At 42.2% G+C, this 23,753-nt stretch carries 29 protein-coding genes and 1 tRNA gene; 5 read left to right on the top strand and 25 right to left on the bottom strand.

Going from position 1 to position 23,753, the window contains the following annotated elements; all coding sequences use genetic code 11:
• Nucleotides 1-24 precede the first annotated feature (24 nt).
• From C8D94_RS01100 to C8D94_RS00990, 23 genes are all read right to left on the bottom strand, one after another.
• Nucleotides 25-531 (bottom strand): hypothetical protein, encoded by a 507-nt coding sequence (locus tag C8D94_RS01100; protein WP_115122066.1) that lies wholly within the window; start codon nucleotides 529-531, stop codon nucleotides 25-27.
• 109 nt (nucleotides 532-640) lie between these two features.
• Nucleotides 641-1,093 (bottom strand): Na(+)-translocating NADH-quinone reductase subunit F, encoded by a 453-nt coding sequence (locus C8D94_RS01095; RefSeq protein ID WP_115122065.1) that lies wholly within the window; start codon nucleotides 1,091-1,093, stop codon nucleotides 641-643.
• A 37-nt stretch (nucleotides 1,094-1,130) separates the two neighbouring features.
• Nucleotides 1,131-1,490, bottom strand: a complete 360-nt coding sequence (locus C8D94_RS01090; RefSeq protein WP_115122064.1) for a DUF1304 domain-containing protein — start codon at nucleotides 1,488-1,490, stop codon at nucleotides 1,131-1,133.
• A gap of 3 nt (nucleotides 1,491-1,493) precedes the next feature.
• The gene (locus tag C8D94_RS01085; protein WP_115122063.1) at nucleotides 1,494-1,910 is read right to left on the bottom strand and encodes an arsenate reductase ArsC; all 417 of its coding nucleotides are present in this window, start codon (nucleotides 1,908-1,910) and stop codon (nucleotides 1,494-1,496) included.
• A gap of 27 nt (nucleotides 1,911-1,937) precedes the next feature.
• Nucleotides 1,938-2,432, bottom strand: coding sequence for a DUF6428 family protein (locus C8D94_RS01080; protein ID WP_115122062.1), 495 nt, complete (start codon nucleotides 2,430-2,432; stop codon nucleotides 1,938-1,940).
• A gap of 22 nt (nucleotides 2,433-2,454) precedes the next feature.
• Nucleotides 2,455-2,778, bottom strand: a complete 324-nt coding sequence (locus C8D94_RS01075; RefSeq protein WP_115122061.1) for an ArsR/SmtB family transcription factor — start codon at nucleotides 2,776-2,778, stop codon at nucleotides 2,455-2,457.
• A gap of 118 nt (nucleotides 2,779-2,896) precedes the next feature.
• The gene (locus C8D94_RS01070; protein ID WP_115122060.1) at nucleotides 2,897-3,208 is read right to left on the bottom strand and encodes a TM2 domain-containing protein; all 312 of its coding nucleotides are present in this window, start codon (nucleotides 3,206-3,208) and stop codon (nucleotides 2,897-2,899) included.
• Between the two features lie 9 nt (nucleotides 3,209-3,217).
• Nucleotides 3,218-3,580, bottom strand: a complete 363-nt coding sequence (locus C8D94_RS01065) for a TM2 domain-containing protein (protein ID WP_115122059.1) — start codon at nucleotides 3,578-3,580, stop codon at nucleotides 3,218-3,220.
• 68 nt (nucleotides 3,581-3,648) lie between these two features.
• Complete coding sequence (locus C8D94_RS01060) at nucleotides 3,649-4,035, bottom strand: VOC family protein (protein ID WP_115122058.1); 387 nt, start codon at nucleotides 4,033-4,035, stop codon at nucleotides 3,649-3,651.
• A 2-nt stretch (nucleotides 4,036-4,037) separates the two neighbouring features.
• Nucleotides 4,038-4,496: a DUF1801 domain-containing protein gene (locus C8D94_RS01055; RefSeq protein ID WP_115122057.1), complete on the bottom strand. Its 459-nt coding sequence runs from the start codon at nucleotides 4,494-4,496 to the stop codon at nucleotides 4,038-4,040.
• A gap of 10 nt (nucleotides 4,497-4,506) precedes the next feature.
• On the bottom strand, nucleotides 4,507-5,448 hold the full coding sequence (locus tag C8D94_RS01050; protein ID WP_115122056.1) for a 2-hydroxyacid dehydrogenase: 942 nt from the start codon (nucleotides 5,446-5,448) through the stop codon (nucleotides 4,507-4,509).
• Between the two features lie 113 nt (nucleotides 5,449-5,561).
• Nucleotides 5,562-5,951 carry an acyl-CoA thioesterase gene (locus tag C8D94_RS01045; protein WP_245946161.1) on the bottom strand — a complete coding sequence of 130 codons (390 nt, stop codon included), beginning with the start codon at nucleotides 5,949-5,951 and terminating at the stop codon, nucleotides 5,562-5,564.
• Nucleotides 5,948-7,297, bottom strand: a complete 1,350-nt coding sequence (gene mgtE / locus C8D94_RS01040) for a magnesium transporter (RefSeq protein WP_115122054.1) — start codon at nucleotides 7,295-7,297, stop codon at nucleotides 5,948-5,950. The genes C8D94_RS01045 and mgtE overlap by 4 nt, the downstream gene beginning before the upstream one ends.
• Nucleotides 7,275-8,063 carry a 16S rRNA (adenine(1518)-N(6)/adenine(1519)-N(6))-dimethyltransferase RsmA gene (gene rsmA / locus C8D94_RS01035; protein WP_115122053.1) on the bottom strand — a complete coding sequence of 263 codons (789 nt, stop codon included), beginning with the start codon at nucleotides 8,061-8,063 and terminating at the stop codon, nucleotides 7,275-7,277. The genes mgtE and rsmA overlap by 23 nt, the downstream gene beginning before the upstream one ends.
• Nucleotides 8,064-8,390, bottom strand: coding sequence for a DUF4286 family protein (locus C8D94_RS01030; protein WP_115122052.1), 327 nt, complete (start codon nucleotides 8,388-8,390; stop codon nucleotides 8,064-8,066). It lies immediately after the preceding gene.
• Nucleotides 8,391-8,399: 9 nt separating this feature from the next.
• Nucleotides 8,400-9,053, bottom strand: a complete 654-nt coding sequence (locus C8D94_RS01025; protein WP_115122051.1) for a hypothetical protein — start codon at nucleotides 9,051-9,053, stop codon at nucleotides 8,400-8,402.
• 37 nt (nucleotides 9,054-9,090) lie between these two features.
• Entirely contained in the window at nucleotides 9,091-10,872 is a 1,782-nt protein-coding gene (locus tag C8D94_RS01020) for a tetratricopeptide repeat protein (RefSeq protein ID WP_115122050.1), read from the bottom strand.
• 151 nt (nucleotides 10,873-11,023) lie between these two features.
• A complete protein-coding gene (gene serS / locus C8D94_RS01015; protein ID WP_115122049.1) occupies nucleotides 11,024-12,295 on the bottom strand; it encodes a serine--tRNA ligase in 1,272 nt (423 codons plus the stop codon).
• A gap of 78 nt (nucleotides 12,296-12,373) precedes the next feature.
• Nucleotides 12,374-13,699 (bottom strand): HTTM domain-containing protein, encoded by a 1,326-nt coding sequence (locus tag C8D94_RS01010; protein WP_115122048.1) that lies wholly within the window; start codon nucleotides 13,697-13,699, stop codon nucleotides 12,374-12,376.
• Nucleotides 13,692-14,624 carry a bifunctional riboflavin kinase/FAD synthetase gene (locus C8D94_RS01005; RefSeq protein WP_115122047.1) on the bottom strand — a complete coding sequence of 311 codons (933 nt, stop codon included), beginning with the start codon at nucleotides 14,622-14,624 and terminating at the stop codon, nucleotides 13,692-13,694. Before C8D94_RS01005 ends, C8D94_RS01010 begins: the two co-directional genes overlap by 8 nt.
• Nucleotides 14,625-15,266, bottom strand: a complete 642-nt coding sequence (gene pth / locus C8D94_RS01000) for an aminoacyl-tRNA hydrolase (protein ID WP_115122046.1) — start codon at nucleotides 15,264-15,266, stop codon at nucleotides 14,625-14,627.
• 82 nt (nucleotides 15,267-15,348) lie between these two features.
• A complete protein-coding gene (locus C8D94_RS00995) occupies nucleotides 15,349-16,005 on the bottom strand; it encodes a 50S ribosomal protein L25/general stress protein Ctc (protein ID WP_115122045.1) in 657 nt (218 codons plus the stop codon).
• A 231-nt stretch (nucleotides 16,006-16,236) separates the two neighbouring features.
• The gene (locus tag C8D94_RS00990; RefSeq protein ID WP_115122044.1) at nucleotides 16,237-17,178 is read right to left on the bottom strand and encodes a ribose-phosphate pyrophosphokinase; all 942 of its coding nucleotides are present in this window, start codon (nucleotides 17,176-17,178) and stop codon (nucleotides 16,237-16,239) included.
• 153 nt (nucleotides 17,179-17,331) lie between these two features.
• Here C8D94_RS00990 and C8D94_RS00985 point away from each other — a divergent pair.
• From C8D94_RS00985 to C8D94_RS00965, 5 genes are all read left to right on the top strand, one after another.
• Nucleotides 17,332-17,413: transfer RNA gene (locus tag C8D94_RS00985), tRNA-Leu, on the top strand.
• 425 nt (nucleotides 17,414-17,838) lie between these two features.
• Complete coding sequence (locus C8D94_RS00980) at nucleotides 17,839-18,960, top strand: serine hydrolase domain-containing protein (protein ID WP_115122043.1); 1,122 nt, start codon at nucleotides 17,839-17,841, stop codon at nucleotides 18,958-18,960.
• Between the two features lie 19 nt (nucleotides 18,961-18,979).
• Entirely contained in the window at nucleotides 18,980-19,312 is a 333-nt protein-coding gene (locus C8D94_RS00975) for a DUF6249 domain-containing protein (protein WP_115122042.1), read from the top strand.
• Entirely contained in the window at nucleotides 19,302-19,877 is a 576-nt protein-coding gene (locus tag C8D94_RS00970; RefSeq protein WP_115122041.1) for an RNA polymerase sigma factor, read from the top strand. The genes C8D94_RS00975 and C8D94_RS00970 overlap by 11 nt, the downstream gene beginning before the upstream one ends.
• A complete protein-coding gene (locus C8D94_RS00965) occupies nucleotides 19,874-20,194 on the top strand; it encodes a hypothetical protein (protein WP_115122040.1) in 321 nt (106 codons plus the stop codon). The genes C8D94_RS00970 and C8D94_RS00965 overlap by 4 nt, the downstream gene beginning before the upstream one ends.
• Before the next feature lie 131 nt (nucleotides 20,195-20,325).
• On the opposite strand, the gene C8D94_RS00960 is transcribed toward C8D94_RS00965, so the two are convergent.
• Both C8D94_RS00960 and C8D94_RS00955 read right to left on the bottom strand, forming a co-directional pair.
• Complete coding sequence (locus tag C8D94_RS00960) at nucleotides 20,326-22,824, bottom strand: TonB-dependent receptor (protein WP_115122039.1); 2,499 nt, start codon at nucleotides 22,822-22,824, stop codon at nucleotides 20,326-20,328.
• Nucleotides 22,824-23,726, bottom strand: coding sequence for a FecR family protein (locus tag C8D94_RS00955; RefSeq protein WP_115122038.1), 903 nt, complete (start codon nucleotides 23,724-23,726; stop codon nucleotides 22,824-22,826). Before C8D94_RS00955 ends, C8D94_RS00960 begins: the two co-directional genes overlap by 1 nt.
• Nucleotides 23,727-23,753 lie beyond the last annotated feature (27 nt).

The raw sequence follows: 23,753 nt of genomic DNA, 5'->3' as shown, positions 1-23,753 counted from the left end.
GTTATCATTTTTACTATTTAAAATCTAGCTTTCGTCTTTGGTGCCGTAGCTATTCAGGTTTTTCATGATTTCCTCATGCTCCTCTTTAATGGCCTCATGCTCCCGCATCATTTTATCATGATGGTTCATCATTGTTCCATGTTGTTCTTTCATTTCATCAATTTGTGCTTTCATTGCATCTTTGCTCATGGTCCCGTCCATAAAGTTGGATTTTAGGTCTTTGTGAGAGTCCTTTAAGGAAGCATGTCCTTTCATATTGGCTTCGTGTTCAGCAAAAATAGCTTCGTGTCGTGCTAGTTTTTCCAGAACTGTGGAGTCGTTTATAGTCATGCCTTCCAATTGTTGGCTCAGTTTTTTGTGTGCAGCAGAGAGACTCTCGTGCATTTCCACAAAATTTTCGTGATGTGTCATAATGCTATCACGTTGGTTCAAAAGGGTGTCGTATTGCGCCATCAGGTCGGTTTTTTCTTTGTCTTCACAAGATGTAAAAACAAGTGAAATGGCTAGGAGCGATAGTACTAAATATTTCATGAGAATGTATGGTTTTTTGTTACATTACTAATATACAAAGCAATAGGCTGGGTTTTGCACAAAATTTTGTTAAACGTATGTGTTTTGGTATACTGGCGCAACCACTGTATTACTGTATTGAATATGCCTTGGCAGTAATTTTTTCTGAAGGAATACCATAGAGATGAGAGGTGTCGTAGTCCAACCCTTCCATAGCGTACAATACTTGTATAGCTGCCTGGAGCCCTTCGAAAAGAACATCTGTGTCCTTGGGTTGGGTTGGTGTGAAATGGGAGTGGTGCAATGGTAATTGGTACCCACAGCCACGTAAAAAAGCTCTTTCAATTTGAAGCAATTGTGAAGGCGAATACCCATTGAACGTCCTACCCATTGCTTCGTGTACGCGGCCCACATAATTTAATTGGTAGCTCCCATGGTCGTCACTTAAATGTTTCCAGAATTCCTTACCGTCCAACAAGGTTCCCACGGCACACTGCTTGCAACATTGTGGATGCAAGCTGTTGTTGTGGAAGGCAGTGTACAATTTATGTATGGCCGTTTCAAATCTTTGGGGGGTTTTCATCGGGCAATTTTTCTACTGAAAAGATACAAAATAATCTTTACAGATGCAGCAAAATCAAAGCGATGATTGCTGGAAGCGCCTGTATCGTGAAAATTTTCTTCGATACCGTGAATGCACCGTATATACCAGCGACCATAATACAGCTTAAAAAGAAAATTGAAATGTACAGGCGCCAGGCTTCGTTCTCAATAAAAAATGTCCAGATGAGCCCTGCCGCCAAGAAACCATTGTATAATCCCTGGTTGGCCGCCATGGCTTTGGTCTGCGCAAAAAGTGGTTTGGGAAATCCTCGAAAAATCTTAGGTCCCTTGGTAGTCCAGGCAAACATCTCGAAATATAGGAAGTAGAGATGCAGCAAAGCGATTACGGCAATTAGGATGTTTACAACAAGCGACATAGTTTACAGATGGTCTTCTGTAAAGCTACGACAATATTCCTTTATTTCATCCCTCGCTTTGTCAAAAGCAGCTTTGGTCGCTTCTTCGGAACCTTCAAATTTTGAAGGATCGTAAAAATTGTGGTGCAAGCGTTTGGCGTTGGGGGCAGGAATAAACGGACAGTTCTCGTAGGCGTGGTCGCAAACGGTAATAATGTAATCCCAATCAATGCCTTCGTATTCATCTACATGGTTAGAGGTTTGGTTTGAAATGTCTATCCCATCACGTTGCATCGTGGCCACAGCACCTGGGTTGAGTCCGTGGGTCTCTATCCCTGCACTATAGATTTTGGCTTTGTTATCTGCAAATTTTTTAAGGTAACCCTGTGCCATCTGGCTTCGGCAACTGTTTCCGGTACACAGTACGAGTACGTTTTTCATAGTTTTATTTTTTGTTGTTAAAAGAAACTAGCAGCACCCACTTCCAGGTGCACAGCTGTTAGAATTTCCCGCACTAGCTGCTGCAGGTTCTGGCACACCACAGAGCTCCTTGGCCTTGCAATCGGTTTTTTGGATGGCGAGGTTCATCACTAAGTTGTTTCCGTAGATTTCGTAATCGTTCACAAACAATTGCGCAGTGTGGAAGAGCGCATTGCTGTACTCAAACTTAACTTCGCTGCTTGTATCATAAGACTTCATTTTTCCTACCTTGTTGAGGATGCCCAATGCTTTAGTGACGGACATATATTCGGTTTTCCCTATTTCAGAAGGACTTTCCCAAAGTTGAATGATGGTTTCGTTCCACGAGTCGGTTTGTGCACCACAATCTACCGAGTCTATTTGCACGTGCTTTACCTCGGTAATATGGTAGTTGGCCCCCACCAATTGTTGGGGTGCGTATTGAAACAACAACGATTTGCTTTTGTGTTGTTGTAGCAGTTCTAAAAATTGTGAGATATTCATAATGATTTGTTTTAAGGTTGTGTTAACAGCATTTGGATTCGGTAGTTTCAAAAAATTCCTGAAACAATGATTTTAGCTCATTCAGTTTGTCCACGTTGATTCTGTAGTATTGGCTCTTGCCTTCAAACTTACTTTTAAGCAGGCCTATCTTTTTAATTACCTGCAAATGCTGGGAGGTGGTGGGTTGCGATAGTCTAATTTTTTCTGAAATATCCTTGCACAAACAACCTTCGCAGTCGCCTATATAGTTGAGAATGGCCACGCGTGCGGGATTGCTAAGCACCTTTGCATAGTCTGCCAGCTTGTTGGCCTGCATTGGATGGATATGTCTTTTTGTTACGCCCATGATATATAATTTTGTTATTGCAATATTACGATGTAATTATGAAATAAAAAAGCTTTCAGTGTTTTTTCTGAAAGCTTTAATCGTTCGAGTAACTATAAATCAGGTGATAGGGTTACTTTTAAAACCAAGGCTTCTTGCCCACTTGGTAGGTTTGGTAAAACTCCTCATCACTTTTGGTGATGTAGATGATGCCTTCAACAAGACCTATAATTATGGGTATATACATAGTAAATGCGCCAATAACGATACACATAAGCGGGAAAGAGAGCAGTAATATGCCCAACAGGATAAGTCCCTCCTGTGTATATCCCAAAACAAATTTGTGGGCTCCAAAGCCGCCAAGAAAAATTCCCAATAGTCCAGCCAGCATCTTTTTGTTCTCTACTGGTGGGGTATTGTCGAAACTACTATTTGATTGTTGATTTTCCATAGACTTAGTTTAGAACCATCCTTTTTTACCTACTTGGTAGGTTTGGTAAAACTCTTCGTCACTTTTGGTGAGATAGATGATACCTTCAATCAATCCTATGATTCCACCTATGCCACAAGTAACAACTGTTATTACTATTTGGATAATCCCTTCTTGGGTATACCCTAAAATAAATTTATGAATCCCCAAAGAACCTATTACAATTCCCAAAATACCTGCGAGCATTTTTTTGTTCTCTTCGGTATGGGTTGCTTGGTTCCACCCTTCCTTGAATTCGTTTGCGGCTTTGTTGGCTTCGTTTCCTAGGTTTTCTGCGGCACGTTCGGCACTGCTCTTCGTGCTATCGTAACCTTCAGTGTTGTTTTCAGACATAATTGTTTGTATTTGGTTGAGGGTTAAATGTATAAATAATTTTTAAAATGGACGTAATAATCCATGTATTACTCAAAAGCACTGTCTACGGGTTCCCAAAGTTCTATCTTGTTGCCATCATTGTCCATAATGTAACCAAACTTACCATATTCAAACTCTTGGATCTCGCCTATAACCTCTACGCCTTCTTTCTTCAGCACTTTTAACAATTCCACCAAATTCTCCACCCGATAGTTGAACATAAAATCCTTTTTGCTGGGTTTGTAATACTTGGTATCCTGCGGGAAAGGACTCCACTGGGTGGAACATTTGTTGCCTTCCTCGTCACGCCACCAAAAAGTGCAGCCCCACTGGTCCGTATTAAAGCCCAAATGTTTCTTGTACCATTCTTTTGTAGCGTTGGGGTCCTTGGTCTTAAAGAACAAACCGCCTATTCCCGTAACTCTATTTTTCATATTTATTTCTTTTTTATGGCTGTTTCATAAATTTCAATCCATTCCTGTGGCGTCATTTTACCAGCCAGTTCTTCAATGAGTTGGTAGGGGATATCGTCTATTTTCTTAAAGCGCACACAACTCTTGCCCATATCCAACTTGTATTTACAGTGCTTGGGATATTCAGCTACAAACCAATCGTACAGTTCTTTTTTGGCATAAATCCCACTGTGGTATAATGCTATAAAATTTTTCTGTGAGGCAATGTTCACAAAGGGTAGCGGGTCTTTAGGGTTGCAATGGTAGCCATCGGGGTACAGGGAATGCGGCACGTAAAAGCCTATCATTTTGTAAAGGATTCCTTCCTCGAACCCTGCGGGGAGGTTCTTTTGAAAAATCTCACGGAACTTTTGTACGGGTCCTTGCCGTTCTTCGGGGATTTGGTCTATGTAGTCGTCTACGGTTTCTGCTTGGTATTGCATGAATTTTAGTTTATGGGTTAGGAAAATGTTCGGTTATTTTTTCTACGATGGTCTCTGCGAGTTTTTTCTTGCTCTCCACGGTCCAGCCCGCTACATGTGGGGTGAGCAGTACGTTGGGCATAGCGATCAATTTTTTAAATTCTGAAGGCATCTCATTGCTGAAAAGCGACTCGAACGACAATTTTTCATATTCCAAAACGTCCAGTCCCGCCCCCAAAATTTTACCGCTTTCCAAGGCCGAAACCAAATCTTTTGTCACCACACTCTTGCCACGGGCGGTGTTAAGAAACCAAAAAGGGTTTTGAAAACTGTTGATAAAACTGGAATTGACCATCTTATCGGTTTGTGGGGTCCACGGGGTGTGCAGGCTCACCACATTGGCCATTTCTTGAATGGTTTTTAGTGCAACTTGCGTAGCGTTGCGGTCGCCCACCTCTTCCTTTATATCGTAACAGAGTACCGTACAGTCAAAACCGCTTAATTTCTTTGCAAACGCTTTACCCATATTTCCATAGCCAATAATGCCCACGGTCTTGCCATCTAGCTCCATCCCACGATGTGCCTCGCGTTGCCATTGCCCAGATTTTACGCTCTGGTCTGCCGCATTCAGTTTATTAAAGAGTGACAATAGCATCCCCAATGTATGTTCGCCCACGGCGTTTCTGTTTCCTTCGGGGGCAGCAAAGAGTTGGACGCCCTTTTTTTCGGCATAGGGGATATCGATACTTTCCAGCCCTGCGCCCACACGTGCGATAAATTTCAGGTTTTTGGCAGCGTTCAGAAATTGTTTGTCAATCTTAAAGCGGCTACGGATCACGATCCCGTGGTAGGGAGCAATGATTCCTTCAATTTCGGCCCTGCTTCCCGTATAGTTCTCGGTATTCGAAAACCCTGCCTGCTCCAGTTGTTTTAGGAGTAACGGATGGTTTTGGTCTAGGTGGAGGATTTTCATTTCTTAAAAGTAGAAAATCAAAACTGGAAAACCGAAAAAATGTGCGAAAGAATGTTTTACGCTTTCAGATAGATATGTTTATTAAAACATTTATTCCCCCCTCAAGGGGACCATTACACAAACAACCTACAAATCTCCTCCGGAATCCTTGCCGGCCTTTGTGTGTCCAGCTCCACGAAGCACCAGAGTGTTTTTGCGGTTACCATAACCATTCCATCCTTGGGCCTGCTTATTTTGTAATGCCTTTCACTCTTTACGCCTTCGGCAACGGTTACCCAGGTTTCCACCAATAGTTCTTCACCTTCAAACGCTGGGTTTTTATAGGTAATAGTATGTTCCAGCACCACCCAAAAATGACTCTCTTGATAGTGTTGTGGGGATTTGGCGAACCAGTGCTTTTCAGCAGTATCAATACACCATTGTAAATAGATAATGTTGTTTACGTGGCCGTTCTCGTCAATAGCCGTCTTGGGTACCGTAATGTTTTCTGAAAAAACCTTCAAAATCCTAAGATGAGTTTTGCGATATAGAAAAACAGGAAAATCCCAAAAATATCGTTACTCGTAGTGATAAAAGGCCCTGTGGCAATGGCGGGGTCTATGCCGCGCTTGTCTAAAATTATAGGCACAAAGGTACCAATGAGCGCCGCTACAATGATGACCGATAGCATGGAAACGGCAATGGTTATGCTCACCAAATCATCTTGTCCCACGGCGTATCCAAACAAAATTACGAGCAGTCCCAACGCACAACCGTTAATGAGAGCGAGGCCAACTTCTTTTACAAGCCTATTGAACAAACTCCCCTTTACATTATCATTCGCAAGTCCCTGCACGATAATGGCACTGGACTGTACCCCAACGTTCCCCGCCATCGCTGCAATAAGCGGTGTAAAGAAAAACAATACGGGAAAGGAGTTGAGAGCCTCTTCAAAACCTTTCATGATATACACACTGCCCAGTCCTCCAAACAGTCCCAGCACCAGCCAAGGTAGGCGGGCGCGGGTGAGTTGCCACACACTATCGTCTGCCTCTACGTCTTCGGAGATACCGGCCGCCATCTGGTAGTCACGTTCGGCTTCTTCTTTAATAAAATCTACAATATCGTCAATCGTTATCCGGCCTACCAATACACCGTCCTCATCTACAACAGGGATGGCCTCCAAGTCGTATTTTTGCATGATTCGGGCTACTTCCTCGTTTTCGGTGTGCACGGTCACGTAGTCTACCTTGGGTATAAATACCTCGGCAATCTTCGTTTTTTCGCCAGCGGTGAGGAGGTCCTTTAAAGAGAGTCTTCCCGTAAGTTTTCCTTCTTTGTTGGTTACGTAAATGGAATGTACCCGCGTCACATTTTCGGCCTGGCGGCGCATTTCCCGTACGCAACCGGCGACGGTCCATGTTTCCTTTACTTGCACGAGCTCCTTGGCCATAAGGGCACCCGCTGTATCCTCGTCATATCGGAGCAGGTCCACGATATCTGCCGCTAGCTCCTCGTCTTCAATCTGGTCTATCACCTCTTTTTGGATATCGTCATCCAGTTCGGCTACCACATCGGCGGCATCATCGGAATCCATTTCTTGGAGCTCCCCGGCAATTTCCAAGGGGGAGAGACGGTTCAGGATTTTTTCCCTCACATCGTCGTCCAATTCCATGAGCGCTTCCGAAGTAAGGTCGCTTTCCAGTAATTTAATAAGATAGGTGGCGTCATCACTGCCCAGTTCTTCTAATATCTCAGCAATATCGGCAAAGTGGAGTTCCTGCAATAGCTCGCGCAGCTTGTTCCCGTCCTTGACGCTAATAAGCTGTTCTATGGTGGAGAGAAAATCAGTCGTGAGTTGAAACTGCATCGTTTTCTATCTTTTGGGTGAGCGAGATAAATTGGGCAACGGTAAGCTGCTCGGGTCGTTGCCCAAAGATACTATCTTCTTTCAGTTTATCTGAAAGTTTAAGGATTTTTAAACTATTGCGAAGTGTTTTCCTGCGTTGTTGAAATCCGGTTTTGAGTACTTTGAGCAGTAGTTTTTCATCGCAGGGAAGCTTGAAATCTTTTTTTCGGGTTAACCGAAGCACTCCGCTATCTACTTTGGGTGGCGGATTGAAAACCCCAGGTTTTACGGTAAAGAGATATTCGGCATCATAAAACGCCTGTGCCCATACTGAAAGGATTCCGTAGGTTTTGTTACCCTCCTGGGCGCAGATACGTTGGGCGACCTCTTTTTGGAACATCCCTGTAAATTCAGGGACTTTCGCACGGTTTTCGATCGCCTTAAAAACAATTTGGGAAGAAATATTATACGGGAAATTACCCGTGATGGCACAGGGCTGGTCGCCAAATATTTCAGAAATATCTCTTTTCAGAAAATCTGCTTCGAGTATCTGTAAGTTTTCGTTTGGATACTTCTCGATGAGGTAGGTAATAGACTCGCTGTCCAGATCCATCGCCACGACATCAACAGGTTTCTCAATGAGGTATTTTGTGAGTACGCCCATTCCGGGTCCAATCTCCAGTACATGCCTATACCCGTCCAAGGTAAGTGTATTGGCAATTTTTTGGGCTATGTTCTCATCTTTCAGGAAATGTTGCCCTAAGTGTTTTTTTGCTCTAACGCTCATTTAAGAAGGAAAATTAACTGAATATTCGTCGAGTACCTCAAGCTCGGTACGGAAAGCCAGCATTTTGTCGGCAAATAGACGAAGCCCTTCATTTCGAAGTTTTTCGGCGTGGTTTTTATAGTAGTTTTCAAGATCTTCTCTCGATTTTGCCCTATACTGAATGGAGTAGGTGGTCCCGCCCATCTCTTCATCTATCAATACTTTAGTGAGCTTTGCTTCGGTAAAGTGACCAGTAGCCAGAACTTGGGGGATGTGTTCTTTAATCCATTCCAACCATCTATCATGAATGCTGGCATCTATATTTGCGGTTACGTTGTATATAATCATAAGGTACTGTTAGGGTGTGTATTTTATCAAAAATTCATCCACAATGGCCAAGAGGTCTTCTTGCTTTTGTTGCCTGTATCGAAGCGAATACCTGTAAACCGAAAGATAGTTACGGAACAACTTATTGGTGTACACCTCTGCAGCTTGGGCTTGGTAGTGTATTAAATCGAAATTTTTGGTGGCGTAGGGAAGGTAATTTTCAAGATATGAAGTTCTGGTGGAAGTGTCCAATCCCTCTAGCCAAGTATAATATTCATACAGGCTAATAATGTCTTTTTGAAGTTGTGAATTATCCATAAACCGGATATCCCCAGTTTCCACCAACGAGTTGTAGGCGTTCTTCTTTAAGTACATATAGTCCAGCGACATCAGTTCCATGGATAGGATGTGTGCTGAATTTCGGTCGAGTTCCTTCTGTGCTGTTAAGTTGATAAGGGTGTCTAGCTTTTGCAACAGGGTTTTAGACGTTTCAAGGCTCCCCTCTATTTGTTGTTTGTTGAATTGTGTCTCTTCTACCACATTTTTTACGTGGCTTTCCACAAGATTATCCTCCTTTTTTGCCTCGCGACAGGTGTTGAGCTGAAATGCCAACAGAATACCAATCACCACAACGATAAACTCGAGAAAATGGTTCAGCCAGTCTATTTTTTTGGTTCCCCGCATGGGTTAAAGTTACAAAATAGGAAATGATTTATACGTATTATTCAATAGCATCGCCCCGAAGCGTCCTGAAGCGTTTACGAGCTTCTACAAAGTAAATACTATCGGCAAAATCGTAGATTATCTGCTCGTAGTATTCCTTGGCCTTCTCAGGTTGAGCGAGCTTGTTCTCGTAAAGTTTTGCGAGGGCATAATAGGCATCGTCTGCGAGGATATCTTCCTTGTAAAACTGAATGAGCTTTAGGTAATTGGCCTCTGCCTTGTCCAGTACGCCAATCTTTTCATACATTTTTCCTTGTTTCAGCAAGGCTTCGTCCTCAATTTTTTCACCCTTGTGGTTTTCCAGGATATCGGCCAAGGCTGTAATGGCTTGCTGGTCTTTGTTCTGTAGGGAAAGTAATTCGGCTTTTGCAAATTTCTTCAATGCGGTTTGTGTAGAGTCTTCCAGTGAGTTGTCGCGAATCATCAAGCTAAGTTGCATAGCATCGTTTGCAATGAGCTGTGATGCCGATTTTTTAAGTACGTCCAGTTGTACCTGTGCCCACTCAAAATCTCCTTTATAATAACTTGTTTTGGCTACCTTAAAGCGGGCTTCCTGTGCTAGCACGTCGTTTTTAACCTTGTTCTGAATTTGTGAATAGTAAATGAGTGCTTGGTTAAATTGCTCGCTGAACACCAAGATATCTGCCAGTTTCATCTTTACACGGGCTTCCTGATACCTGCTCATGGGTTCCTTTGCCAGTTCTTTTAGGTTGGCGATGGCGTCGTCCTTTTTACCCATATTGAAGGCCAGAAAGTGGTTGTAATCTATTTGGAGCATATAGGTTTGTTTTCCCCTTCCGTAGGTATCCAGCAGCGCTTCAAACCCTTGTGCAATGGCTGGATACTCTTTTTCGGTTGCTGTTTCCAGCTTTATCTTCATTAAATATTGGTTGTTGCGCAGTTTTTCCTCGGGTGTGGCACTGTTCTCTATGGCATAGTTAAAGGCAACTTCGGCATTTTTATAATCTTCGTCATTCAAGGCTATAAAACCCAAATCCACTATGCCCGAAAGATCTTCGCCCTTTCGTTTGTAAATCGCCTTTTCTTGGATGAATGCTTTCTTGTATTCCTTTTGCTGAATGAACAACCAACTTAGCAACTCGTTATAGAGTATATCAGGATTTTCCTGAAGCCTTTCCAGCAGTGTCTTCCGAAGGATCGTATTTGCCTCGTAATTGGGGTCTTCTGAAACGTAGAGGCTGAAATTACGCTGTGCAATGCTTCGGTAGGAAGGTTTTTCCTGCATTAAATCCAAATAGGCGCTGAACATTTTTTCCAGTTCGCCCTGCTCGCCATAGATCCTTGCCAACTGCGGATTGAGGTTGATCCCCGGCTCCAACTGCATGGCAATCTCGTAGGTTTGTACGGCTTCGTCCAACAAGCTATACGACTCAAACGCTTTGCCAATGTTGAACGCGTAGTGGGGGTTTTGCTGTAAAAAGGCTATGGCCTGTTTATTGGCTTGGGTTGCTAGGGAATCTTTGTCCTGCAATGTATAGTTGTGTCCCAGTTCTACGTATAACTGTGGGAGCCTTCGTCTTGAATTTAATTGGTCGCGCAGGAGTATCTCGGCTTCTTCAAACTGCTCCAGTTGTTGGTAAATCTCCACAGTTGCAGTAAGGTAGTTAAGCCTCTCGGGATTGGATTTCAACAGTTTTTTATAGATGGAGAGTGCCTTTTCATACTCACCCTGCTCAAAATAATTTTTGGCCAAAGCCTCACTTTGGGCAAAGCTACCCACTGAAAAGGTTAACAACAATATGAACAATAGGATACGCATAGGGGTAAATATACAAATTTAGGTACGAGATGCGAGGAATTAGAGATTAGTAAAACTTTCTTTGAAGCTACAACTATTGCGCCAAACCTTTTTACGGTATAAATTTTGAAATGGTATGTATACTACTGTTTAATTTATGCTTTAAAATAAGCTAGTCAATCCTATCGAACCCACAATAGGGCACTAATACATCCGGTATGTTTATACCATTCTCGGTCTGGTAGTTTTCTAGGATCCCGGCCAATACTCTTGGTAGTGCCAGTGCGCTTCCGTTAAGGGTATGTGCCAGTTTGTTCTTTCCGTCCCCATCTTTGAAACGAAGCTTCAATCTATTGGCCTGGAACGTTTCAAAATTAGATACTGAAGAGATTTCCAACCATCTATCCTGCGCAGTGCTGAACACTTCAAAATCGTAGGTGAGTGCTGAGGTGAACCCTAAATCCCCTCCACATAATCTAAGGATACGGTACGGGAGTTTGAGTTCGCGTAGTATGTTCTTTACATGTTCCACCATTCCATCCAGGGCTTTGTAGCTGTTGTCCGGATGCTCAATACGTACAATTTCAACTTTATCGAATTGGTGCAATCTGTTCAACCCTCTTACGTGTGCGCCGTAACTGCCAGCTTCCCTACGGAAACAGGGCGTGTAGCCCGTGCAGGTAATGGGCAGTTGGGTATGGGGTAACAAATCGCCCCTAAAAAGGTTGGTCACCGGCACTTCGGCAGTAGGGATAAGGTAGAGATCGTCTCCCGTTACGTGATACATTTGGCCTTCTTTATCTGGCAGTTGTCCTGTGCCACGGGCAGAATCCTCGTTCACCAAATGGGGAACTTGGTATTCGGTGTAGCCCGCTTCGGTGTTTTTGTCCAGGAAATAGCTTATCAAAGCGCGTTGTAAGCGAGCACCTTTTCCTTTGTATACTGGAAAGCCTGCACCCGTTACCTTTACGCCCAATTCAAAATCTATAAGATCATATTTTTTAGCCAGTTCCCAGTGTGGTAGGGCCTCATTGTCAAGTGTAGGTATGTCCCCTTCGGCAAAGACTTCTTCGTTGTCGTTCTCGTCCGTGCCAGCGGGTACCAGCTCGTGGGGAATATTGGGAATGGTGTACAGCAAATTGTCCAATGTTTCTACTGCGGCATTCAGTTCTTCCTGAAAACGTTTGGAATCTTCTTTCAGTTTACTGGTTTTTTCTTTTAGGATGTTTGCTTTTTGGGTCTCGCCACTTTTAAAGAGCATCCCTATTTCTTTGGAAAATGTATTGCTCTGGGCAAGGGTTTCGTCCAACTTGGTTTGTGTAGCACGACGGTTTTCGTCTGCCTCCAATATATTTTCAATGTCTTCGGAAACATCCAGCCCTCTTTTTTTTAGAGCATTGATGTAAGCATCTTTATTTGCGCGTATGTCGTGTACTTGTAGCATTTTCAGAAAGAATTTAAGGGTGTAAAGTTAGCTAAATTGGAGGTTTTAAGGCAATTTTCAATGCCGTTCTTTTTTGTCCTATTTTTTGTGATAATCTGCAGGGGAAGGCTCCAGCCATTCGTGGTGTTTTAAGGGGTGCCAATCTTGCGCGGCGATATCTACATCGGGCTTTATAAATTGGTGGTATACGCCTCCGTTTACCTTCAGCTTTACATCCATAAATACCTGCACGTCCCTGCCTTCCTCTGCCTCGGCTTTTTTGACCTCCTGTGCCAGGCGCCACAGCATATCGGGTTTGCTCTTTACAGAACGGCGTTGTTTTTTGCTCAATAATTTTTGGTAGGGGTATACTTTTCTCTCCCCGCCATTTTTGTCCTTTGTGTACACGATGAGGCTGGCACCTTTGCTACGCAGCATCATGCGCCAGCTCAAACGGTGACCTTCCTCGGTCCAGAGCACGTCGTCCTTAAATGCCCAGTGGCGCAGGGGCAGTCCTATCTGGACTATAAAGAATATGGAGAATACGCTAATGAGCAGCGGTTTGTAGTTGGGCACTTTTACCTCGCCAGCAGTATATAATGGTTTCTTTGGAAGGAAACGTTTCTGTAAAATTTCAGAAGAGAAAAAGAATAGGGCGAACGCCATGCTCATATACGGAAAAATACCAATTTGAAAAACAATGGAGTTGAAAAGGTGAAAAAACACCGAAACAATAAAACCGAGCAGTCTGGTACGTCTCCAGAGCATGAGTGGCACGATGAGCAGATCGAAGAATATACCCACATAGGCAATGGCCCAGTGTACCCAATCCAACTGCAATAGCGGACCAATGAGCCAATAGTCCGCTTTGCCTTTCATAAATAGTTCGGTTACGGTTGCATCCAGCCAATCTGGGTACCACTTGGCTACCGATGCATAGGTGTACACGATCCACACCTGAAATATCACGACCAGGTATGTCCACCGTGGGACAGAAGGCGATTTTAGAGCCGGATTGAGTTTTGCATCCAAGGAAAACCAACGGTTGGCCGGTAGAAACACCATAAGCCAGCATAACAGCATCATTAAATAATAGTGGTTGTTATAAGAGGTTTTTTGCATGAGATACACACAACTCCACATAAGGGCATAACAGGCCATGCTAAAGCGATATTTGTAGCCCACCAAGACCAACAGCCCAAAGATTCCCATAAGCACGAAGTAGTAATACATCCCATTTCCAGGAAGCGGCTGCAAAAAATCCAAACCTATAAAATTGAAGGTAAACGTAGGCTCGATAAGGGTGCGCCGTAACCATCCGGTAGCAATGGCCCCAAATGCCTCGATGGCAATTAGTGCACCAAACACTACTCGCCAAAGAACGAGTCCTGTATTGTCAATATGTTTGAAGAGAAATTTATCCATTCTCGGCTATGTATTTCCTGGCAAACGTTTCGTCCTCTTTAATGGCATCTTTTAGTTTCTCCACAGTTTCAAAAGTGGCTTCGTTACGAATGAATTTAAGGAATTCGAGCTGTAAACCTTCCCCGTACAGATTTGCTTCAGTATCCAAGAAAAAAGTTTCAATGGTCCTTTTTTTCCCACCCACAGTGGGATTGGTGCCTATGCTGGTAATGCCGTATTTCTTTTCGCCTTTCATAAGTGCTTTGGTAACATACACGCCGTTTTTTGGGATGAGTTTATACTCCTGGGACGGTTGTAGGTTTGCGGTGGGATAGTGCCACGTTTTTCCTATTCCCTTACCTTTTACCACGGTTCCAGTAATCATGTACGGGTAGCCTAAATAGTTGTTTGCGGTAGTGACATCTCCTTCCCAGAGTGCTTTCCTGATTTTTGTGGAACTCACCGCCACATCGTCCAGCTCCTGTACGCTTATTTCTTCCACTTCAAAACCATAGGTTATGCCCATTTCCTTGAGGTCTACAATATTTGCGGTGCGGTTGCGGCCAAAGCGATGGTCGTAGCCAATAATTATTTTTTTTGCTTTTAACTTATTTACCAAGAAATCCCGAACGTACTCAACGGCGGTCATTCTTGAAAACTGCTTGGTAAACGGATGTATGACCAAATGGTCCAAGCCAGTTTGTTCCAGTAATGCTTTTTTTTCTGAAAGCGTGTTGAGCATTTGTATGTTGGTGTCTTTTTGAAGCACCATTCTGGGATGTGGGAAAAACGTGAGCAAAACCGATTGCAACCCCTCTTTTTGTGCTGAAGTAACCAAACGGTTCAAAATGGCCCTGTGCCCAATATGTACGCCATCGAAAGTGCCAATGGTAAGTACCGAAGGTGTCTCGTTAGTATATGCTGAAGCGGGACGGTGTTCTTGCATTTAGGTTCCGTTATAGGTGTTCATGGTGTTGTTTATGCCGGCCAATCCAAAAGATTCGATGATTTCTGAACCTTTTTTGAGTCTTTCGGGGAGTTTTGCTTCCTCTTCGGGAGACCATTCGCCAAGTACATAATCTACCTGCCGTCCTTTATTGAAGGCATCGCTTATCCCAAACCTGAACCGCGGATATTTTGTGGTTTGCAACACCTGTTGGATATCCCTTAAACCGTTGTGGCCGCCATCGCTACCCTTGGTCTTTACTCGTAGGGTGCCAAAGGGGAGGTTAAGGTCGTCCGTGATTACCAAGAGGTTTTCCAGCGGTATTTTTTCTTGGTCCATCCAGTATTTAACGGCTTTTCCGCTCAAGTTCATATAGGTGCTAGGTTTCAGTAACAAAAACGAACGGCCTTTCTTTTTGTGTACGGTAATATCTCCAAGCCTGGCCGATTCCCAAGTTAGGTCGTTTTCTTCTGCTAAAAAGTCCAACATTTTAAAGCCTATGTTGTGGCGGGTATTGTGGTATTTTGGGCCAATATTTCCAAGACCGGCGATTAGGAATTTTTTCATAGCGTCGTCACCTTCCAAAAGGGGTTGTTTGTTTTTCTGGTTATTTCCAAATAACTTCTGAAGGAAAGAAATCATAAGTTCATTTAAACTTCAGTAAAAATAAAAAAAGCATCCCGAAGTACAGGATGCTTTGTTGAAACTTTATGTTTTTGCAGTATTATTCCTTTACTGCAGCTTCGTCACTAACCTCGGTAGCTGGAACTTCGTCTGCAGCCACTTCTCCTTCTTCTCCTTCTTCTTCGTCTTCATCTTCAAGATCTGCGATTGCGGTACGAGATGTTCTTACTTGGCAAATGGTTCTGGATTCTTCGTGCAGAATCTTGTAATCGTCATTGAGTACAGATGCCACGGTACGGATATCTCCAATTTTCATCTCTGTAATATCTACCTCAATAAAATCTGGTAATTTGTCCGGTACTGCCTTTACACGAAGTTTACGGTTAACTACACGAAGTACACCACCGTTTCTAACACCACGTGAATTTCCTGTGATACGTACAGGGATTTCCATCATTACTTCCTTATCATCAAATATTTGATAGAAGTCTGCGTGTAAAATCCTGTCTGTCACAGGGTGAAATTGTATGTCTTGCAAAATGGCACGCACAGTGGTACCATTTTCTAGCTCAACCACAACTGTGTGCACGTCTGGTGTGTACACTAGTTTGTTGAAGGCCAGTTCATCTGCTGAAAAGTGAATAGGCTCATCTCCTCCGTACACGACGCAAGGAACCTTTCCAGCATTACGTAGGGCTTTGGTTGCTTTCTTGCCCACGCTTTCTCTTTTAGATCCGTTAATTGTAATTGATTTCATCTTGATTTTTAAAAATTAATAAATTCCTCATTTTGAGGGGTGCAAATGTAATGCTTTTGGGAAATAGAACAAAGTGCCTTCGGTACATTTTTTGAAAAATGAAGCTTTTTTGAAAAAACCACTCAAGCACAATCACTTTTTAGTTAAATTAAAAATCGTGTTCTTGGTACGAAAGGTAAAAGAAATACCTTGCTGAAATAGCGTGGAACCTGCTCGTTTGATGTGCCTACCCTACATTAAAAATTTGGAGCTGATACTTCGGTTCTCGTTTACCCGTAGCATCACGTCTGCAAAGAGATTGGCACAGGTGAGCACCCTTAATTTTGGATGGCTTGTGGTTTGTGGGATGGAGTCTGTTACGATCAATTCTTCCAGTTTTGAATTTTCCAGCTTTTCAAAAGCATTTCCTGAAAGAATAGGGTGAGTGCAAATGGCACGTACGCTAAGGGCTCCACGTTCCATCATAAGGTCTGCGGCTTTTGTGAGGGTACCTGCTGTGTCTACCATATCATCTACCAAGACTACATTTTTTCCATTTACATCGCCAATGAGTTCCATGTGGGAAATCACATTGGCCTTTTCCCTTTGTTTGTAGCAAATTACCACATCGCTTTCCAGGGCTTTGGAATAGGCATAGGCCCTTTTGCTACCTCCCATATCTGGCGAGGCGATGGTAAGGTTATCTAGATTTAAGCTTTTGAGATAGGGTAAAAATATGGTGGAGGCAAACAAATGGTCCACAGGTTTTTCAAAAAAGCCTTGAATTTGATCTGCGTGTAAATCCATGGTGATAATACGGGTAGCTCCAGCGGTCTCCAACATTTTTGCCACCAGTTTCGCAGCAATGGGAACACGGGGCTTGTCCTTCCTGTCCTGCCTAGCCCAACCAAAATAAGGTAACACGGCTGTTATGTGTCTAGCCGAAGCACGCTTGGCGGCATCCAGCATTAACAGCATTTCCATAAGGTGGTCGCTGTTGGGGTGTGTGGATCCTATAATAAAAACCCTGCTCCCGCGAACCGATTCTTCGAATGAGGGTTGAAACTCGCCATCGCTGTAGGTAGAAGTGATTACGTTTCCTAAAGGCTGGCCATAGGCTTTTGCAATGGCTTCAGCGAGATGTTGGGATTGTTTACAGGCAAATATCTTCGACTCTGGTGTTGGAACGGACATGATTGGCTTATTTATGTGCCACAAAAATAAAGAATACAACGATGCATCCTAAAATAGTAGTTAACATTTTGTCACCAAAAAGTGGTTTTGGCAATTTCACAGAAAAAAGTAGATGAGTATTGGGAGAATTTCTTATTTTTGCCGTCCGTTTATGCCTTGGTGGCGGAATTGGTAGACGCGCTGGATTCAAAATCCAGTGACTTCGGTCGTGTGGGTTCGATTCCCACCCAAGGTACTTCAAAGCTCCCAAGCAGTTTCTGTTAGGGAGCTTTTCTTTTGCCACATTTTTAATATCATTCGTTTTTTAAGAAACCAAAAATTGTATTTAGAAATTTCTATTTCTACTTCTGTTTTTCATTGGATGCGCTTCTCCATAAAAAGAAGAAGAATATAAACTTGAACCCTCACACGAGGGCTATTACGAATACTTTAACGGACAGGAAATCCAGATGGTTGCCTCGGAAACTATAACTCATATCAACTTTATGGAAAAAGCACACCACCCAATAAGATGATCTCGAAGTATATATTGAAAGTACTCTAGAGCGACCCAAAAATTTTTTGTAACATTTTTCAAAGTCATCTTGTCCAAATAATGTGAGCCTTTCGACGCGCTCAAGACAGATTACAAAAGATTAATTCGCAATAAAAAACAATAAGATGATTCAATCAAAAACAAAAATCAAATCACTATTTGCCCTACTGCTCATTTCGTTTTCTTTTCCTAGCTGTTGCTCCCAAGAAAATAAAACCTTGATAACTTCAGTTTCAGGAAATACAGTTCCATCAACCGTACTTGACACTAAGATTGACAGTATCCTGAAGTCCATAGATATGCCAGGACTGTCCATTGCAATAGTCAATAATTCCGAGTTGGTGTACCACAATACTTTTGGTGTAATTAATTCTGAAACAAAGGAGCCTGTCAATAAAAAGACCATATTTGAGGGCGCATCGTTGAGCAAACCCATCTTCGCCTATTTTGTGATGAAAATGGTAGAAAAGGGCATACTGGATCTTGACGAGCCACTGTATAAATATTTAGCGCATCCAGGAATAGCGGAGGTTTCAAAAGAAGATTACAGGTTGATTACAGCACGTATGGTGCTATCCCATCGAACAGGGTTTCCCAATCACTCAAAGGGGAAGAAAATAAAGCTCGCATTTAAACCGGATACCGATTTTATGTATTCAGGAGAGGCATTTCAGTACTTGGCCGCTGTTATTGGAAAATTAAATGGTGTAGGGTATAAAAGTGATCTTAATGCACTGTTTCAAAAAGAAGTTACCAAACCACTGCGTATGCCCAACACTACCTTCGTTTGGAATTCATATATTGAAAAGCACAAAGCTTTTGGCCACGATGACGAGGGAAAACCCACCCAGAACAATCCTTCCTATGGTGGTTGGAGTGGTAAGAGCTTCAATGCATATTCCAGCTTGCATAGTGAGGCAAAGGAATATGCCAAGTTTTTAGTTGCTTTGCTGCAACAGCAAGGATTGAAAAAAGAAACCCTTGCTATAATGTTGAAAGAACATACTCGCTTCAAGGACGATAATCCTTTAAAGCAGCAAATAGGGCAAACAGGCTGGGGATTAGGAATGGCGCAGAAGCCCACTGAATACGGAATGATGCATATGCACACGGGTAACAACCACGATTTTCAAGCGTATATGATGGTATTGCCAGAAAAAAAATTTGGAATAGTTTTCTTTACTAACAGTAATAAAGCCATTCCATTTATCCAGGGGTTGAACACCATCATTGGACCAATTTTTTAAAAACTATAAATCTCAAGTTATGAATACAATAACACAGGAAGTGATTTTTGGGGTAGTATTTTTTTTGCTCATTACCACAGTGATATTTATTATAGCCCGCTACACCTACCTTATACGAAAAGCTATGGCAGAAAATGGACTGCAAACTCCAAAGGCCATTACAAAAGGCCGATTACTACATTTTGGCGGTATATTGATTGGCCTCGGCATAGGATTGATGGTCTCATCAATCTTCACAATGCTGGATTTAACCGAAACCACAGCCGATCTGCTTATTTGGGGAACCATTGTACTATTTGGGGGCTTAGGGCTTATTGTCGCAAACTTTTTGGGAGATAAGTTTGGTAACTAGGATAAAGGATAAAGATACTGAACTTGTTCACAGGGTACGGGATGGTGATACAGGTGCCTTCCGCATTTTGGTGAATTTGTACAAGGACAAATCATTGTCTTTGGCAGTATCTATTGTAAGAGACGAACCATTGGCTGAAGACATTCTTCAAGATGTTTTCATCAAGGTCTACAAAAACATCAAGAAGTTTAAATTTAAATCAAAGTTTTCAACGTGGCTGTACCGTATTGTTGTGAACAGCTGCTATAATGAATTAAAAAAACAGAGACCGAAAGTAGCTATTGAAGCATCCAATATTTTAGAACAAGCCGTAACCAAGACCAGAGACAAGACACTAGCATATAAAGACCAACAAAAATATATCCAGATGGCTATGGCACAATTAAAGACAGATGAAGCATTGGTATTGCGGCTGTTCTATCTTTGCGAAATGAGTTTAAAGGAAATAGAGACCATTTCTGGTTATAGCGTTTCTAAAATCAGGGTAGATTTACACAGAGGCCGAAAAAACATGGAAAAACAACTCAAGCTATTATTGGGAGAAGAAATAAATACATTGCTATGAAAGAAGAAAAGTTAAAAAAAATTGTAGAGAGAAGCGAAGTGAAAACGGATAGGTATTTTGTTGACAAAGTGATGGCTAACATTGAAAATGATGCAATACAACCAAAAAAAGTAAAATTTTGGTCACCTTTCCAAATAGCTATTGGCTTCGTTTTGGTAGCAATTGTTTCCGGGTTCTTGGTTTATAATATCTCCACCGCTTTCTTGCTTAACGGTAATATAGCTATCCCTTTGGTTTGGTCTATATTTTTACTCTTAGGTTTAAAACATCTCTTATTCGTACATAGATGGAAATTGTATTTGAAAGCCAACAGATAATTTTAATATAATATAAATATAGCTTAACACCACCCCAGTATTCATATTTCAAAAAAATTAAGATAGCTTGGCGTATGTTAAAAATATGCTGTTAATAGTACTATTTCTTTGACAAAGGACGAGAGGTTTCATTATAGAATCACCCTTAATACAGCATTAGGTGTAAAACCCAATGACGTCTGTTTGTTTTCAACAATATCGCCATTTTCATTTACCCTATAAAAAGTACTTATGGTGTTGGTCTGGTCCAAAATATTCCAAACCGAAATGCCAGCCTCAAACATTGCGTTTACAAGGGAAACCTCATACAATGCCGAAGCATCCACCCTTATATAATCTTCAAAACGTTCACTATTGGGTGGGTCAAAATTGATGGCTCCACCTACAACTTCGTTCCCTTCCACAGGAGATGTTGTAGGATTGCCGGAGCGCCAATTAAACCCACCGGTTATCTTTAGCGTGTCGTAAACATACGTACTACCAAAAGTTACGCTGTGCGGAATATCGTAATTGCTTGGGAAAGCGGTTTCGGAAAGACTTTCGAAAGAATAGGCATTGTCCATAAAAGAATAGCTTATCCATAGGGAAATATCCCTGAACCGTTTTCTGAAAAGCACATCGGCCCCCAGAACCTCATAACTGCCACTGGTCTTAACAAATTCAAATTGGTTTTGAAATCCTTGCTCTTGGCTTGTTATACCGTCTACGAACTTGTAATAGCCCTCTATGCTTAACAGCCATCCTTTGTTGCTATAATTAAAACCTAAGGATGCTTGTTTACTTTTTATGATAGGAATTGTGGAATTGTTGGAGAGTTGCCAGCGCCTCTTTTCAATCCCTAAAAAATCATTCTGGAAATTAATTACCTGCGATGTGATCTGGTGTTTAAATTCGCCCGCAACCTGAAGGCTGAAATGTTCCAAGAATTTTTGGGAAAACTGCAATCTGGGTTCTATTATAGACTCGTTGAACTTGTCCAAATAATTATAGCGTAATCCAGCGATTAGTATGCTCTTGTAATCATTAAACCGAATGGAATACTCCCCAAAACCACTGTGGGTTCGTACCACTTCGGCAACTAAGGTGCGTACTAGTGGGACATCTACATCATCTAGATTGGTCACTTTTGTTTCAATAAGTTCATACCCAAAGGTAAGTTTTTGGGTTTCCTTTAAGGAGAGGATACCAGCGGTTTTGATACCTGTTTCAGAAACACTGTTTTCCTGTAAAAAACGTTGTTGGTCCAAGATATTTGCGTTGATCGCCCTTAAGGTATAGTCAGACTCATACACATGTAATGTGGTGTTTAGGTGCTCTCCCCATTGGTGCTGCCATAGTGCTCCAGCACCCAAGCTGTTTTGTGCAACACTGCTTTCCCTAGAAAAAGCAGTATTGTTTATGGTCGCGTTTTCGTTGAATGCGAGAATATTGTCCACATACAAAAAGTTGACACGAATTTTGTCGCGCTCGCCAATTTGATACAGCCAGCGTAGCGAGACATCATAAAAATCGAAAGACCTATTTGTGTTTCTTACAGTTTCGACATTTGTCTCAACCTCGGTGTCTTGTGCAATACGGGTAAAATAGGCATCGTAGGTAGGGGTAGTTACTACGTCGCTCAAGGATTTTCTTCCACCTATTTGGAGAGAGGAGGTTTTTCCCAAAGGAATGTCCAGAAACACATTTGCATCAATAAGGCTTGCACCAAGGCTCCCTGAAAATGTATTGCTCACTTCTTTTTCGGTTTCCATGGCAATAGTTCCGGAAACACCATCTGTCAAGGTTGCACTCGTTCCATTTTTTTGTATGCTAACCTGCTCTGTAATTTGTGGGTTGAAGGCTGAAATAAGCCCAAAAAAGTGTCCCGTCTGGTACATTTTTATACCGTCCCACAGCACTAGGTTTTGGTCGTTAGTGCCACCACGGATATTAATATTTGAAACCGTTTCATTTGTACTGTGCACCCCTGGGAGGGATTGGACAGACTGTAACACATCGGTCTCAATAAGCCCTGGTAGCGCAGTAAAGTTGTTAAAATCTATTCTTTCGGCACCATTGCTCATTTTGCTCATACCCTGTACCAAGTATGAGGAAAGAAGTACTGCATCCAGTTGCTCGCGCAAGGGCGATAAAAAAATAGGGTTGCAATTTTCGGTTTCAAGATTGTTGATGGTTATTTCAGCTGTTCTGTAACCCAAAAACCGGATCTTGATGTTTTCGGTTGGTGGAGCGTCTATACTAAAGTAGCCGTTCTCGTCTGTGACAACGGCCTTTTTGGCAGCTTGAACTGTTGCGAAAGCGATGGGAAGTCCGGTCTCTTCGTCTTTCACATTTCCACAAACCAAATTGCTTTCTGGTAAGGAAATGGTAACAAGCTTATTGCCCAAGAGGGTAAAAAGCAACTTGGTTTGCGATTTTAATTGTGTGATTTTTTCAGCAAAAGATAGGGAAGGATCTATTTGTGTTACGGTATAGCCCGAAATGGTTTCTTCGGCATAGTTGAACGTATAACCATGTTGTTGCTCTATTTCATCAATAGCTTTTTTAAGGGATATTTTGTCTTGTGCAAAGCAAAGGCTGCCCCATAAAAAAAGGAAAACGAAGCAAGTATGGGCTTTAATACCTTTCACTAATCGAGTATGATCACTTTGTTGGTTCCTTCAAATGTATAGGTTAACCCTAACGGGGCGGTAACCGACTGTAAGGCGTTCTCTAGATTGTCCTGTACAAAGGCACCTGTGAAAAACCGGGTCTGTTTATCTCCTTCGTAAACCACCTTGATGTTATACTGCCGCTCCAGTTCTTCAAGAACATATTGGAACTTAACCGATTTAAAGCTACTCCTATTATTTGTCCATTGTGGAGCTTCATGGTTCGTGGTGCCGCTGTATTCTATTCCAGCATCTATGCGGAAAGTATCTCCTGCGAGAAGTTTTTTAACTGTTTTGGCGTATGAGACCTGTACTATACCCTCATAGCAGCTTACTTCAAAAAGGGTGCCCCGCTGTTTAACATTAAACTGTGTTCCCAATACCGATACAATACCCTGGGAAGTTTTAACATCAAACTTTTTCCCTTTGGCAACCTTAAAGAAAGCCTCCCCGTCCAGTTGCAGTTCACGTTCTTTTTCCCAACTGTCTTCGTGATAGGTTATGGTGGAGGCTGTGTTTAACAATACTGTTGAATTGTCTGGTAGGGAAATAGTAGTTTTCTGGGCGGCAACCGTTTTAATGTGTGTTGCCTGGGTATTAAAAAAGCCGTAATACACTGCAAGACCGATCACCAAAACACTTGCGATTTGCAACAAGGTTTTTTTCCATGATACTTTTTTTATAGCGGTTTCTTGCTTGGGGAGCTTTTCCTTTAGTGTCTCAAAAGCTTCGGGGGAAGAAACGTGAGATGCTTTAAAGTGGGATGCGCTTGCTGCTATTGCTTTGTAAAGAGGCGCATCCTCCAACGCATCAAAAGTGCGTTGTTCCTCTTCGGTCAACCCATTGAGCAACCATTTTTTAAGTAGGTAATCTTTTTCCATGACGGTATTGTTACTTATAAAACACCT

This window comes from Marinirhabdus gelatinilytica (genome assembly GCF_003353425.1).
GTDB classification, from domain to species: Bacteria; Bacteroidota; Bacteroidia; order Flavobacteriales; family Flavobacteriaceae; genus Marinirhabdus; species Marinirhabdus gelatinilytica.
This window is presented reverse-complemented; position numbering and strand designations above follow the sequence as displayed.